The sequence below is a fragment of the Afifella marina DSM 2698 genome (genome assembly GCF_900102695.1).
GTDB lineage: Bacteria > Pseudomonadota > Alphaproteobacteria > Rhizobiales > Afifellaceae > Afifella > Afifella marina.
Window position 1 is genome coordinate 72,298 of the sequence record NZ_FMVW01000010.1, and the last position, 13,859, is coordinate 86,156.

Annotated in this window: 10 protein-coding genes and 1 tRNA gene; 8 read left to right on the forward strand and 3 right to left on the reverse strand. The window is 63.4% G+C overall.

Features of this window, described 5'->3' with window-relative positions; all coding sequences use genetic code 11:
* Positions 1–137: 137 nt before the first annotated feature.
* Genes cobU through BLP76_RS16865 form a run of 5 tightly spaced genes read left to right on the forward strand, consistent with a single transcriptional unit; the run spans position 138 to position 7,715 of the window.
* Complete coding sequence (cobU, locus tag BLP76_RS16845; protein WP_425284199.1) at positions 138–686, forward strand: bifunctional adenosylcobinamide kinase/adenosylcobinamide-phosphate guanylyltransferase; 549 nt, start codon at positions 138–140, stop codon at positions 684–686.
* Positions 683–1,717, forward strand: coding sequence for a cobalamin biosynthesis protein CobW (gene cobW / locus BLP76_RS16850; protein ID WP_092816094.1), 1,035 nt, complete (start codon positions 683–685; stop codon positions 1,715–1,717). The genes cobU and cobW overlap by 4 nt, the downstream gene beginning before the upstream one ends.
* A 1-nt stretch (position 1,718) precedes the next feature.
* Positions 1,719–5,570, forward strand: a complete 3,852-nt coding sequence (cobN, locus tag BLP76_RS16855; RefSeq protein WP_200170604.1) for a cobaltochelatase subunit CobN — start codon at positions 1,719–1,721, stop codon at positions 5,568–5,570.
* Complete coding sequence (gene cobO / locus BLP76_RS16860) at positions 5,567–6,190, forward strand: cob(I)yrinic acid a,c-diamide adenosyltransferase (RefSeq protein ID WP_092816098.1); 624 nt, start codon at positions 5,567–5,569, stop codon at positions 6,188–6,190. Before cobN ends, cobO begins: the two co-directional genes overlap by 4 nt.
* Positions 6,191–6,239: 49 nt before the next feature.
* Entirely contained in the window at positions 6,240–7,715 is a 1,476-nt protein-coding gene (locus BLP76_RS16865) for a cobyric acid synthase (RefSeq protein WP_171904421.1), read from the forward strand.
* Positions 7,716–7,717: 2 nt separating this feature from the next.
* On the opposite strand, the gene BLP76_RS16870 is transcribed toward BLP76_RS16865, so the two are convergent.
* The 3 genes from BLP76_RS16870 to BLP76_RS16880 all read right to left on the reverse strand — a co-directional run bounded on the left by BLP76_RS16870 (position 7,718) and on the right by BLP76_RS16880 (position 10,628).
* Complete coding sequence (locus BLP76_RS16870; RefSeq protein WP_092816100.1) at positions 7,718–8,575, reverse strand: cycloisomerase; 858 nt, start codon at positions 8,573–8,575, stop codon at positions 7,718–7,720.
* Positions 8,576–8,676: 101 nt separating this feature from the next.
* On the reverse strand, positions 8,677–9,642 hold the full coding sequence (gene cbiB / locus BLP76_RS16875; RefSeq protein WP_092816102.1) for an adenosylcobinamide-phosphate synthase CbiB: 966 nt from the start codon (positions 9,640–9,642) through the stop codon (positions 8,677–8,679).
* The gene (locus BLP76_RS16880; protein WP_092816104.1) at positions 9,639–10,628 is read right to left on the reverse strand and encodes an aminotransferase class I/II-fold pyridoxal phosphate-dependent enzyme; all 990 of its coding nucleotides are present in this window, start codon (positions 10,626–10,628) and stop codon (positions 9,639–9,641) included. Before BLP76_RS16880 ends, cbiB begins: the two co-directional genes overlap by 4 nt.
* A 160-nt stretch (positions 10,629–10,788) precedes the next feature.
* On the opposite strand from BLP76_RS16880, the gene BLP76_RS16885 reads away from it, so the two are divergent.
* From BLP76_RS16885 to BLP76_RS16895, 3 genes are all read left to right on the forward strand, one after another.
* A tRNA-Cys gene (locus BLP76_RS16885) sits at positions 10,789–10,862 on the forward strand.
* Between the two features lie 192 nt (positions 10,863–11,054).
* The gene (locus tag BLP76_RS16890; protein ID WP_092816106.1) at positions 11,055–11,711 is read left to right on the forward strand and encodes a protein-L-isoaspartate O-methyltransferase family protein; all 657 of its coding nucleotides are present in this window, start codon (positions 11,055–11,057) and stop codon (positions 11,709–11,711) included.
* Positions 11,712–11,860: 149 nt separating this feature from the next.
* Positions 11,861–13,243, forward strand: coding sequence for a TolC family outer membrane protein (locus BLP76_RS16895; RefSeq protein ID WP_092816108.1), 1,383 nt, complete (start codon positions 11,861–11,863; stop codon positions 13,241–13,243).
* Positions 13,244–13,859: the final 616 nt, after the last annotated feature.

A 13,859-nucleotide genomic window follows, 5' to 3' on the forward strand; every position in this document is an offset into this window, starting at 1 on the left:
CCTCGCCCGACTGCCGCTGAAGCAGAGATGTTTCTTCCCATTCAAGGTGTGGCCGCGGGGCACGCGGCCTTCGTGCCGGTCGGCACGAAGGTGAGCAGCCGGCAGCTTGTGACGCCTGCCTTTCCCCTGGCGCGGGAATGGTCCGCAAAATCCTCATGATAACGACGGCACTCGTTTTGGGCGGCGCCCGCTCGGGAAAAAGCACCTATGCGGAACGGCTCGTCGAGGAAACCGGGCTTAACCCCGTCTACGTCGCGACATGCCCTCCAGCGGACGACGATGCGGAGATGGGTGAGCGCATCGCCGTGCATCAGGCCCGGCGCGGGCCGGCATGGCGCACCGTCGAGGAGCCGATTGCGCTTGCGGACGCCATCGCCCGGGAGGCCGCGCCGGATCGGGCCCTGCTCGTCGACTGCCTCACACTCTGGCTTTCCAATATTTTGTTCGCCGAAGAGGACATTGCCGTGCGTACGCGCGAGCTTTGTGCGGTCCTCTCCGTGGCGAAGGGCCCCGTCGTCCTCGTCTCCAACGAGGTCGGCCTCGGCATAGTCCCCGACAACGCCCTTGCTCGTCGCTTCCGCGATGCGCAGGGCCGTCTCAACCAGGAAATCGCCCGCTCGGCGGAACTGGTCGTCTTCACGGCGGCCGGTCTGCCTCTGGCACTGAAAGGACAGCTTCCTTCATGACAAACGCTTCGGAACGCATTCCCGCGACGATCATCACCGGCTTCCTCGGAGCCGGAAAGACGACGATCATCCGCCACATCCTCGAGAACGCGAACGGCCGGAAGATTGCGCTCATCGTCAACGAGTTCGGAGATACGGGCTTTGACGGTGGTCTTCTTTCCGATTGCGGCAGTCCTGCCTGCGGTGAGGAGGATATCGTCGAGCTCTCCAATGGCTGCATCTGCTGCACGGTGGCCGACGACTTCTTGCCGGCGATGGAAAGTCTCCTCGCACGCGGCGAGGCGCCCGATCACATCGTCATCGAGACCTCAGGCCTCGCTCTGCCGCAGCCGCTCGTCAAAGCCTTCGCATGGCCTGCAGTCCGTGACCGCGTGACCGTCGACGGGGTGGTGACCGTCGTCGATGCCGAGGCCGTCGCGGCCGGGCGTATGGCGAGCGACGAAGCGAAGCTCGCCGCGCAGCGCGAAGCCGACCAGTCGCTCGATCATGACGATCCGATCGAGGAATTGTTCGAGGATCAGCTGCGCTGCGCCGATCTCATTATCCTGTCGAAGAGCGATCTCGTCGATGAAGCGGGCATGCTGCGCGTGGAAAAGCGCGTCGGCGAGGACAAGCGGGTCGCCGCTTCGCTGATCCGCGCCACCCACGGCATCGTGCCGCCGGAGGTGCTCTTGGGCGTCGGGGCCGGCGCCGAGGACGACAGCGAGACCCGGCTTTCGCACCATGAGATGGAAGGCGAGGAGCACGAGCACGACGATTTCGATTCCTTCAGTATCGCCATCACCGCGCCCGACAAGGCCGCGGCCGAAGCACGTATCGCCAAGGCGCTCGCCATGCCCGGCGTTCTGCGCATCAAGGGACGCCTCGCGATCGACGGCAAAAAGGTGCCGTTGATCGTTCAGGCTGTGGGTCAGAGGCTGGAGAGCTGGTTTGATCGCGGCAACGGTGAAACGTCAGGCGAGCCGAAGCTCGTGGTGATCGGCCTGTCCGATGTCGATCGGGCGGCCGTCACGGAGGCCCTCGGAGGCTGAATTGCATATCTTCAAGGGCCAGAGTCGGGGGCTCGACGCGGCCTCCGAAGCGGTCGATCTCGACCAGAGCCCGGGTGACATCGTCATCCTTTCCGCAGCCGATACCGAGATTGCCGGGTTGGCTGCAGCGGCGAACCGGCTGCCGGGTGATTTCCCGGCCGTCAGGCTCGCCAATTGGATGTCGCTTGCGCATCCCTATTCGGTCGATCTCTATGTCGAGAAGGTGCTGGCCGAGGCGAAGCTGATCGTCGTGCGGCTGCTCGGCGGGGTCGGTTACTGGCGCTACGGCGTCGAGGAGACGCTGCGGATCGCACGGGGCTCAGGCGCCAAAGTGGCGCTGATGCCGGGCGATACGAAATGGGACGGCGATCTTGCCGCCGAGGGCACGCTCGGCGCCGACGAAACGCGGCTGCTCTGGTCCTATCTGGTCGAGGGAGGGGCCGAGAACTTTGAAAACGCGTTGCGGTTCTCGGGCCATCTTCTCGGCTACGACGAGGCGCCTCCACCACCGAAGACGGTGCCGGCTTTCGGCGTCTACGATTCCGGACTGAAGTCCGTCGAGGGACCGACGGCGGCAATCGTCTTCTACCGGGCCCTCGTGCAGTCGGGCCAGACGGCACCGGTGGAAGCGCTTTGCACGGCTCTTGGCGAACGTGGTCTGCGGCCGCTTCCGGTTTTCGTCTCAAGCCTCAAGGCGGCGGCGGACAAAGACTTCGTAACGGGGCTGTTTCAGGAGCACGATCCTGCGCTTATCTTGAACGCCACTGCGTTCGCACTCGGCAAGACCGGCGATCCGTCTGCCGAGACCGTTCTCGATGGCGGAAGGCGGCCGGTTCTGCAGGTGACGTTTGCGGGTGTGTCCGAGGCGATCTGGCGTGAACATCCGCGCGGTCTCTCACCCTCCGATCTCACCATGAACGTGGTGCTGCCGGAGGTCGACGGACGCCTCATCACGCGCGCCGTCTCTTTTAAGGAAGAGGGGGCATTCGAGCCGCGCACGCAGTGCCGGCCGATGGCGCATCGCCCGCTCGAAGACCGCGTCGCCTTCGTTGCCGATCTCGCGGCGGCCTGGGCGCAGCTTTCGACGAAGCCGAACGCGGCGAAACATATCGGCATCGTTCTGTCGAACTATCCGAACAAGGATGGTCGGCTCGCAAACGGTGTCGGTCTCGATGCACCGGAATCGACCGTTCGCCTCCTGAAGGCCATGGCCGAGGCGGGTTATGACACGGAGGGCGCGCCCGAGACGGGCGAGGCCTTGATGCAAAGAATCCTCGCCGGGCCCACGAATGCGATCGACGGACGGGTCGAGCGCACGGGTGGCGAGCGACTTTCGCTCGACGATTATCGAGAATTCTTCCGGGCGCTGCCAGAGAACGTGCAGAGCGAGGTCGAGGCGGCCTGGGGGCGGCCTGAAGACGATCCGTTCTTCGATCCTGACGAAGGGGCCTTTGCGCTCGCCCTGCATCGCTTTGGGCATGTCGTCATCGGCGTGCAGCCGGCGCGCGGCTACAACGTCGATCCGAAGACGAGCTATCATGACCCGGCGCTCGTGCCGCCGCATGGCTATTTCGCCTTTTATGCCTTTCTGCGGCGCTCATTCGCGGCCGATGCGCTCGTCCATATGGGCAAGCACGGCAACCAGGAATGGCTTCCGGGCAAGGCGCTCGCGCTGTCACAGGATTGCTTTCCCGAGGCCACCCTCGGGCCCGTGCCGCTCGTCTATCCCTTCATCGTCAACGATCCAGGCGAAGGGGCGCAGGCGAAGCGGCGCGCGGCTGCGGTTATCATCGACCATCTGATGCCGCCGATGACGCGCGCCGAAAGCCACGGCGCGGCAGCCGAGCTTGAATATCTGATCGACGAATATGCGGCCGCCGACCTCGTCGATCCGCGGCGGTCGAAAAAGGTCGCCGAAGCGATCGTGGAGCGCGCGGAAAGCGAGGGTTTTCTTGCCGATCTCGGGATCGCCTCGGGCAAGGAGTCCCGCGAGGAAATCATCCTCAAGCTCGACGAGCAGATCTGCGACCTGAAAGAGCTTCAAATCCGCGACGGGCTGCACATTCTGGGGCAGTCGCCATGCGGGCGCCTCAGGACGGATACGCTTGCCGCGCTTGCGCGTGTGCCGCGCGGCGGGGGCGAGGCGGGTGACGCATCACTCTTACGCGCACTCGCCGATGATTTCGGCCTCCGCTTCGACCCGCTCGATTGCGTGCTGCATGAGCGCTGGGAAGGAAAACGGCCAAAGCTCCTGGCGGATCTCACGGATGCGGCCTGGCGCACCAACGGCGACACGGTGGAGCGGCTGGAGATCTTTGCGGCGGCGCTGGTGGCCGCGCTCGTTCCCGAAGCTGAGGCGGGCAGCCCTTCAACGGAACCTGCAAGGGTTCTGGAAGCGGTCGACGGCGCTCCGGCGGCAACGCCTGCATCCGCTCAGGTGACGTCCGACGACGCGCATCTGTCTCTGCCCTGCGAAGCACCGGGTCCAAAAACCGAGGCCGTGTTGGCAGGACTTCGCGAGGCGATTGCGCCGACGCTCGATGGGTCCGGTCGAGCCGAGATCGCCGCAACACTTGCCGCGCTCTCGGGCCGTTTCGTGGCGCCCGGCCCATCCGGCGCACCGACGCGCGGACGCGCCGATTGCCTGCCGACAGGACGCAATTTCTATTCCGTCGACGTCCGTGGCGTCCCGTCGCGCGCCGCCTTCGATCTCGGCTGGCGTTCGGCACAGCTTCTGGCTGAGCGCTATTTCGCCGACGAAGGCGAATGGCCGACGGCCATGGCGCTTACCGTCTGGGGCACGTCGAACATGCGCACGGGCGGTGACGATATCGCCCAGGCGCTCGCGCTTCTTGGAACGCGCCCGGTGTGGGAGCAGGCCTCGGGGCGTGTGACGGGCATCGATGTCGTGCCGCTTTCAGAGCTCGGTCGCCCGCGCATCGATGTGACGCTGCGGATCTCCGGCCTTTTCCGCGACGCTTTTCCGCATCAGATCGATCTCTTCCATCAGGCGGTGCTCGCCGTCTCTGAGCGCGAGGAGCCGGAGGACGCCAATCCGATCGCTGCGCGCATCCGCCAGGACAGCGCCCGGTTGGGTGAGGCGGGAATGGCGGAGGACGATGCGCGCCGCGCCGCCTCCTTCCGCGTCTTCGGGTCCAAGCCCGGCGCCTATGGTGCCGGCCTGCAAGCCTTGATCGACGAAGGCATCTGGCAGGAGCGGGGAGATCTTGCGACAGCGTTCCTGGAATGGTCGTCCTATGCCTATGGCGGCGGTTCGGAGGGCGAAGGTGGCGAGCGGACACGCAAGCTCTTTGAGCGGCGGCTGAAGACGACGGATGCCATCGTGCAGAACCAGGACAACCGCGAGCACGATCTTCTCGATTCCGACGATTATTATCAGTTCGAGGGTGGTCTCTCGTCCGCTGTCGAAACGCTGAAAGGGTCGGCGCCGCGGGCCTATCACAACGATCATTCGCGTCCGGAGCGGCCGGTGATCCGAGGCCTCGATGAAGAGCTCGCACGTGTCGTGCGTGGACGTGCTGCCAATCCGAAATGGATCGAGGGCGTCATGCGCCACGGCTATAAGGGCGCTTTCGAAATCGCCGCGACGGTTGATTATCTCTTTGCATTCGCGGCAACGACGCCTGCGGTCAAACACCATCATTTCGACCAGCTCTATGCCGCCTACCTCGAAGACGAGGATGTGCGTGCCTTTCTGGCCGACAACAATGCGCCGGCGTTGAAAGAGATCGCGGCGCGTTTCAACGAAGCGATCGAGCGCGGCCTGTGGGCGCCGCGGCGCAACTCGGTCCACAACGAACTTCACGAGCTCGCGAACGGAGGAAGTTTATGAGCAAGGCAGAGCTGAGCGAGGACGAGCTCAACCAGAAGCACGCCGAAAAGATGCGGCGGAAGAAAGAGGCGCGAGACAAGATCATCGCGACGAAGACGATCGAGAAGGGGCTTCTCGTCGTTCATACGGGCAAGGGCAAGGGCAAGACGACGGCGGGCTTCGGTCTCGTTTTTCGTGCGCTCGGCAATGGCATGAAAGTCGGTATCGCGCAGTTCGTGAAGGGCAAGCGCGACACGGGCGAACGCCACGCTTTGGAGAAGTTCTCTGATCAGATCACCGTCGTCTCGACGGGCGAAGGCTTCACGTGGGAGACGCAGGATCGCGAGCATGACATTGCCGCTGCGCGCGAGGTCTGGGAAAAGGCCAAGGCGATGATCGAAGACGGAGAACACGATCTCGTTCTCCTCGACGAGCTCAACATCGTCCTGCGCTACGATTATCTGCCGCTTGAGGAAGTTCTCGAGGTGATCGAGGCGCGTCCGACGATGAAGCATGTCGTCGTGACTGGCCGTAACGCCAAGGACGAGCTCATTGAGGCCGCCGACCTCGTCACCGAGATGACGCAGGTGAAGCATCCGTTCCGGTCCGGCGTGAAGGCGCAGGTCGGGATCGAATTCTAGGCTTTTGCGCCAACCCTTCGGAGTTACCGTGTCTCGTACCCCCGCCATTATGATCCAGGGCACCGGCTCGCATGTCGGCAAGTCGCTTCTGGTTGCCGGCCTTTGCCGGGCTTTCAGCAACCGCGGTCTCAAGGTGAGACCCTTCAAGCCGCAGAACATGTCGAACAATGCCGGCGTGACGGCGGATGGCGGCGAGATCGGCCGGGCGCAGATGACGCAGGCGCTAGCCGCCCGCGTCCCGCCTTCCGTGCACATGAATCCGGTCCTGCTGAAGCCGGAAAGCGATATCGGGGCGCAGGTGATCGTGCAGGGGCGGCGCGTCGCGACGCTGAAGGCGCGTGATTACACGGTGCGCAAGCCCGAGTTCCTCGCGGCCGTGATGGACAGCTTCAATCGGCAGCTCGAGGCTGCAGACATCGTTGTCGTCGAAGGGGCGGGCTCCCCGGCGGAGGTCAATCTGCGTGAGGGCGATATCGCCAATATGGGCTTTGCGCTGGCGGCCGATGTGCCGGTCATTCTCGCCGGAGATATCGAACGCGGCGGTGTCATCGCGAGCCTCGTCGGCTCCCATGCGATTCTTGATGCGGCCGATCGCTCTCTCATTAAAGCATTTATTGTCAATCGCTTCCGCGGCGATGTTACACTCTTTGACGAAGGCATGCGGATCATCGAAGAGCGCACCGGATGGGCTGGCCTCGGGGTCGTGCCGCATTTTCCCGGTGCTGCGAAGCTCCCGGCCGAGGATGTGCTCGGACTCGAAGAACCCGCGGAGACGCCGAAAAAAGGTGCTGCCATCGTGAAGGTGGTCGTGCCGCGCCTCGGCCGCATCGCCAATTTCGACGACCTCGATCCGTTGCGGCAGGAGCCTGCCGTCGAACTCGTCATCCTCGAGCCGGGCGAGGCGCTGCCGGGTAACACAGATCTCGTGCTTCTTCCCGGCTCGAAGTCCACGATTGCCGATCTGGCGGCGCTGCGGGAGGCCGGCTGGGATATCGATATCGCCGCGCATGTGCGCCGTGGCGGCCACGTTATCGGGATCTGCGGAGGGTTTCAGATGCTCGGCCGCCTGATCGCGGACAAGGACGGCATCGAAGGCGCGCCGCAGAATGTGCGTGGCCTCGGGCTTCTCGACGTCACCACGAACCTCACCGCCGACAAGACGACCGTGCCGGTGCGGGGCGTGCATATGGCGACGGGTGCGGAGTTTTCAGGTTACGAGATCCATGTCGGCGAGACCGTGGGGCCCGGACGCGCTGAACCTTTCGCAAAGCTCGAAGGGCACCCTGATGGAGCCGTCGCCTATGACGGGCGCGTCATGGGCACCTATGCGCACGGCCTCTTCGGCTCCGACGCCTTCAGGGGAGCTTTCCTCGCCAATCTCGGTGCGACAAGCAGCACGCGCTATGACGAGGGCGTCGAAGAGGTCCTCGACGCCCTGGCGCAGCATCTCGAAGAGCATCTGCCGCTCGACCACATTTTTGAGATCGCCGCTTCGCGCGGTTCGCACGAGCGCAAGAGCGCCTGAGATTATTCGGTGGCGGCCTGCTTTTTCGGCAGGTCGATGCGGGTCGCTGTGACCCGGCGTTCGTCGCGAACAATCCCGTAGATGACGCCAGGCTCGGAATGGTCCCAGGCGATGCCCTGACCGGCGATTTCGGCCGGGGCGGTGGCCACCCAGCGCATGACGGAGCCGAATTCGGGGAACTCCATTTTGTAGATCTCGGCCGGATCGTGCCCAGACAGCCAGAGATTGCCGTCAGGGCCGAACGAACCGCCTGAATTGCTCATGTCGTCGAATTTTTCGAGAAGCGCGTCAGGCAGGATCCAGGCTTCGGCGATGCGCCAATCGTCATCGAAACGCACGAGCTGGGTGGTGTATTTGTTGCCGTAGGCCTGCTGGCTGCGCTCAAAGACACGATTGTAATTCGCAAAGGCCCCGTACCAGACGCCGTCCTTGCGATCGAGCCAGGTGAGCGATCCGCGCTCGATCCCGAGGCTGTGGCTTTCCAAATGGTCGAGCGTAGCGGCGTCGAACACCTCGATCGAGCTCGTCATCGGCCATTCGGGATAATTGGAATGGGCGACATAGATCTTGCCGTCGATGACTGTGGCGCTGTCAAAATGCTTCACGGCGCCGCCCTTGGCGCGCTCGAAGATTGCGACGCGTTCGCCCGTCTCCTTGGCGTATTTCGCGATGGTGCGGTTATCGACCGCGTAAAAGTAGTTTTCGTCGACTCCGACGGCCTGATTGGCCTCCGGCACGTCGTAAGAGCGAATCGTCTCGCTCTTAAGCGCCTCGGTCGGTTCGTGGGTGCCTTCTTGTGCGAGGGCGGACGTTGCGAGGACGAGCAGAGCGGCGAGGGAGCAAAACGCGATTCGACACATGAGCGTCTCCTGAGAGAATGGAACGCTCTGTCATTGCGATTTTCCATGTCGAGCGTGCTTCACTGCCGTGACGCTTCGACCAGGATGCGCGGCCTCGCTCGTTATCCCCAGATCAGGAGCGCGCTGACGGCCACGAGCGCCAAACCAAGCAGCCACGTCGCATCCGCGAGCCTCAATCCTCGGCGGAGATCTTTGAGCGTTGCCTCGCTACGGCCTTCGGCATTCAGCCAAGCCCCTTCGACGGCCTCGTTCCCGTATCTTCGTGGTCCGCCGAAAGCGAGGCCCAGCGCCCCAGCGAGTGCGGCCTCGGGCCAGCCGGCGTTTGGCGAGCGATGCAGCGGTGCGTCGCGCCGCGCGGCTTTCAAAGCCTGTCTCGGGGAGGCTTCGGCGAAGGCGGCGGCAGCCGCGATGAGGAGCGCGGAAAGGCGCGCGGGGACATAATTCGCAAGATCATCGAGGCGCGCGGCGGCGTAGCCGAAATCCTGATAGCGCTCGTTCTTATGTCCGATCATCGAATCGGCGGTGTTGAGCGCTTTGTAGGCGAGGAGGCCGGGAAGCCCGCCGATAAGGTACCAGAAGGCAGGTGCCACCAGCCCATCAGAAAAGTTCTCGGCCAGCGATTCGAGGGCTGCGCGGTTGACGCCGGCTTCGTCGAGCTGGGTGACGTCGCGGCCGACGATCCAGGAGAGGGCTTTCCGCGCCGGACCGATGCCGCCTTCTGCCATGGCGTCGCCGACGGCCTGAACATGCTCCAAAAGGCTTTTCTGAGCGAGGAAGACGGAAACGATCAGCGCCTCGACGATCAGGGAGAGGGGAAGTGCTGTCGCGATTCGTTGCAGGACGACACCCGCGAAGACCGCTAGCCCAATCAGCACGGCGACAGCCAGCATGCCCCGCTTGCGGCGCTCCTCGCCGGTTTTTCGTTCATCGTTGAGGCCTTGATCCAGACCCTCGATCAAGCGTCCGATCCAGGCGACCGGATGGCCGATCTTCTTCCACAATTCGTCCGGGTCTCCGACGAGGCGGTCGATCAGAAGGCCCAGGGCAAGAACGACAAGACGGCTCATGACGGCAAAATCTCGTTTAAAGCGACCTCAAGGCGATGGAATTCGCTCTTATCGCCGGGAAGGCCGAGGCGGAGCGAGCTCGGCCGGTCGGTGAAGATGCGGGTCCAAATGCCTTGCGCGGCGAGGCCGCGGTGCATCTCGGTCGCGCGGTCGTCGCGAAGGAGGGTGAGGAGCGGAGACTGGCTTTCGAACTGCAGTCCATGGGCGGCCAGCAGCGCCCGGAGTTCTCGTGCCTGAGTGTCGAGGCTGAGGCGCGCCGTTTCCCGCCATTGCCGGTCGGTGAGCGCCTGGCGACCGATCGTGATCGCCAACTGCGAGATGGGCCAGTCTCCGAGGCGCTCACGCAGCGGCGCAATCAGCTGCCCGTGTGCGATGATGAAGCCGAGGCGCAGTCCGGGCAGGCCGTAGAATTTGCCGAAAGAACGCAGAACGACGAGATTTTGAATCCGGCTCATGAACGGGATGACCGAAGTGCGTTCGGTCATCCCGTCCTCATAAGCTTCGTCCACCACGACGAGATCAGCGTCCTGCCGGCTCCCGGCGAGCGACAGAATCGTTTCAGGCGACAGAACTCTGCCGTCGGGATTGTTGGGGTTGACCAAGATGACGCTCGTTCGCGCCGGAATCTCGCTCGGGGCTTTGATGACAGGGATCTGGTTGTCGAAAGCTGTGCGATAGGACGCATAGGATGTGTCGAGAAGGACCGCCTTCCTCGTGAGAGAGGGGAGTTGGCGGATGACCGGCTCGATGCCTGCGACAGGCAAGATCTCGACGTCGTCCGGAACCCGGTACGCGATTCTTGCTGCGGCAATCACGGAGTCGAGGTCACTCCGGGAAGGAAGCCGCTCTAGGGCGACGTCGTCGAGTTTGACGCGTTCGCGCCATGGCCATGCATGGGGATTGATTCCCGTCGACAGATCGATCCAGTCATCGCGGAAAATGCCGTAGAGTGCCCCCGCCGCCGCCGGGTCGCCGCCGTGATACATTTCGTTTCCCTTTGCCCGCGGGCCTCATAGCGCAAACAAAGGCCCTGCGACGAGGCCTGGGCTCACCAAAAAGCGGGATGCAGCCCCCCGCAGCATCTTTTTGCCGCGGGAGCTGCTTGTGCTTGTCGGACCGGCAAAGCTTTGCTACGGGAGCGCCTCTGGCCTCGTGGCGGAGTGGTGACGCAGCGGACTGCAAATCCGTATACCCCGGTTCGATTCCGGGCGAGGCCTCCAGAGCCCCCATCCTCGCAGAGACGCAGTAAACCTCCGAAGACGAGTTCGCGTCCTGCTGTTGAGATGTCATAGACGGTCTCAAGCGAGGATTTGCGGCTCTTTCTGCGGGCTGCTCCATGTTTGCAGGCGGCCTTGCTTGTCGCACCGCTCGACCCCCGCTAGGAAAGACGACGCAACGGTCAGGAACGAGCCATGACAGACAATGAAACCCTGCGTCAGCGGATGGTCGACAACCAGATCCGCACCCGGGATGTCACCGATCGTGAACTCATTCAGGCATTTCTGAATGTGCCCCGCGAGCGCTTCGTGTCCGGAGTGCAGCAACCCTTCGCCTATTCCGACTTGGATTTGCCGCTCGAATCGCCGGGACGCGTGCTGCTCAGTCCGGCACTTCTCGGTCGCATTATCCAGGCGATGGAGATCACCCCCAAAGAGGTGGTGCTCGATCTCGGCTGCGGGCGCGGTTACGCCTCGGCGCTCATGGCGCGGCTTGCCGAAGCGGTCGTCTCTGTCGAGCCGGACGAGGAGCTGCGTCACGCTGCGGAGGCCAATATGGTCTCTTTGAAAATCGATAACGTTGCGATCGTCGAAGGGTCTTTGACCGAAGGCTACCCTTCCGAAGGGCCGTACGATGCAATCCTAATCGCGGGAGGAATCGAGGTGATTCCGCCGGCGATTTTCGAGCAATTGAGCGAATATGGCCGTCTTGCCGCGATCGAGATGAACGGCGAGGCGGGGCGTGTGATGCTCTATTCGCGCGTCGGGACCCATGTCAGCGGCAGACCGGTTCTCGATGCGACGGCACCAATCATTCCGGGCTTTGAGCGCAAGCGCGAGTTCGTTTTTTGAGGCCTTTGATGCCCGATTGCCGGGTGTTGCAGAAGGGCCGCAGCCGAAAATAGAAATGCCGAGGGTCGTAGCAAAAGCGGCGAGTTTCGTGCATCTGATGTTAAAACCCATATGACCGCGAGCGGCGGTCGCAGCTTCCGGTAGACGACGTGCTCCTGACCCCATGTAGATACTCCCTGGGCGTTGTTCTCGCCGCTACGCTTCTGGCTTCTCCAGCCGGAGCAGAGAGCATCACCGAGGCTCTCGCCTCAGCCTATTGGAACAATCCGACAATCAATTCGCAGCGTGCCGAGATGCGCGCGGTCGACGAGAACGTGCCGATCGCCAAAGCTGGCAATCGGCCGCAGGTTTCCGCTTACGGTGAAATCGACGGTACGCATACCGGCGGCTATGCGCGTTCTGGTGGCGTCGGAGCTGATTTCAACCGCAACACCTCGGACCTCGCCGTCGGCGTCCAGGTTCAGCAGAACCTGTTCAACGGGTTTCAGACCCGCAACGCCGTGAGTGGTGCGACCTCGAACGTCTATGCCAGTCGCTTTGCCTTGGAGAGCACGGTCCAGGACGTCCTTCTCGATGCGGCCCAAGCCTACATGGATGTGCTGCGCGACGAGGCGCTGTTGCGGCTGCGGCGCCAGAATATCGACTTTCTCGACGAGCAATTGCGGGCGGCGCAAGACCGCTTCGACGTGGGCGAGAATACCCGCACGGACGTGGCGCAGACGCGTGCCTCGTTGAGCCTGGCCCAGTCGAACCTCAGCCTCGCGGAAGCCAATCTCGTCGCCAGCAAGGCGATCTACCGTCAGGTCGTCGGTCACGAGGCCAAGAATCTTCAGCTGACGTTTCCGTTCCGGAACAAATTGCCGAGCTCGCTTCAGCAGGCGCTGTCTCTCAGTCTCGACCGGCATCCGTCCATCATCGCCGCGCAATACGCCATGGATGCCGCCGCCTATGATGCGAAGCGGATCGAGGGCGAGCTTTTGCCAACCGTCAGCGTGACCGGCAATCTGCAGAAAGAGATCGGCGTCGGGCGGCCTGACAACAGCGAGACGGCGCAGATCATCGGCCGTGTCTCTATCCCGATCTATCAGGGTGGTTCGGTCTCGGCCCGCGTGCGGCAGGCGAAGGAGCTTCTTGGTCAGCGGCGCATCGAGGTGGATGTGGCGCGCGAGCAGGTGCGTGCATCGACCGTTGCGGCCTGGGGAACTCTCGAGGCAACCAACGCCTCCATCCTCGCTGCCACGGCGCAGGTTGCCGCTTCGGATATCGCCTTGCAGGGCGTGATCGAGGAGCAGCGGGTCGGTCAGCGCACACAGCTCGACGTCTTGGACGCTCGCAGCACGCTTCTCGACGCCAATGTCAATCGCGTGGTCAGCCAGCGTGACCGCATCGTGGCGGCTTTCTCGCTGCTTGCTGCAGTCGGCCGGCTCAACGCGGATGCCCTGAACCTTCCGGTCGAGCGGTATCACGCCGAAGCCCATTACGAGGCCGTGAAGGACAAGTGGTTCGGGCTGAGAACGCCGGACGGTCGCTGAGGCGAACGAGGCGGTTTCCCTCATTTTGGCCGTTTCCCTTTGGCTCAGTAGCGCTTGGGGAAACGGAGAATAACTTTCTCGCCGGCACTTCCGCGCGCTCTCATGGCCTTTATTGATGGCGATGCCGCGCGGCCCGTCAGCGCCCCTTCTCACCTGCTGCAGCCATGCCCAGAGGTCCACGCTGTCAGACGGCGCACGCATCGCGCGCACCGGGCCTGGGGATTATGCTCTTAAGCCCCTGGCGAGGGGCTTTCTTTAACCTTCAAATGCGCATGTACAACCAAAGCGATTCGATGTGTGGAGGCTAACGCCTCCGCCCAGGGAGCATTTTATGGCTAATCCGAGCGCGGCACAGGAACCGACCATGGAGGAGATCCTGGCGTCGATCCGCCAGATCATTTCCGAGGACGGCGACAAGTCGGAGGCGCGTGCTTCGAGGTCTCTGCGCGTCGCCATCGAGGATGACGAGGCCGAGCCGACAGCGTCTGCTGCTCAGCCCGATGCTCCTCAGCCTGTTGGCCCGCAGCCTGTTGACGAGCCTGCTGCCTCGGCGCCGGACGCTGTCGCGGAGCCGTCTCTCGCCGAGGAAATGGCCGACGACGAGGAAGATGATTTT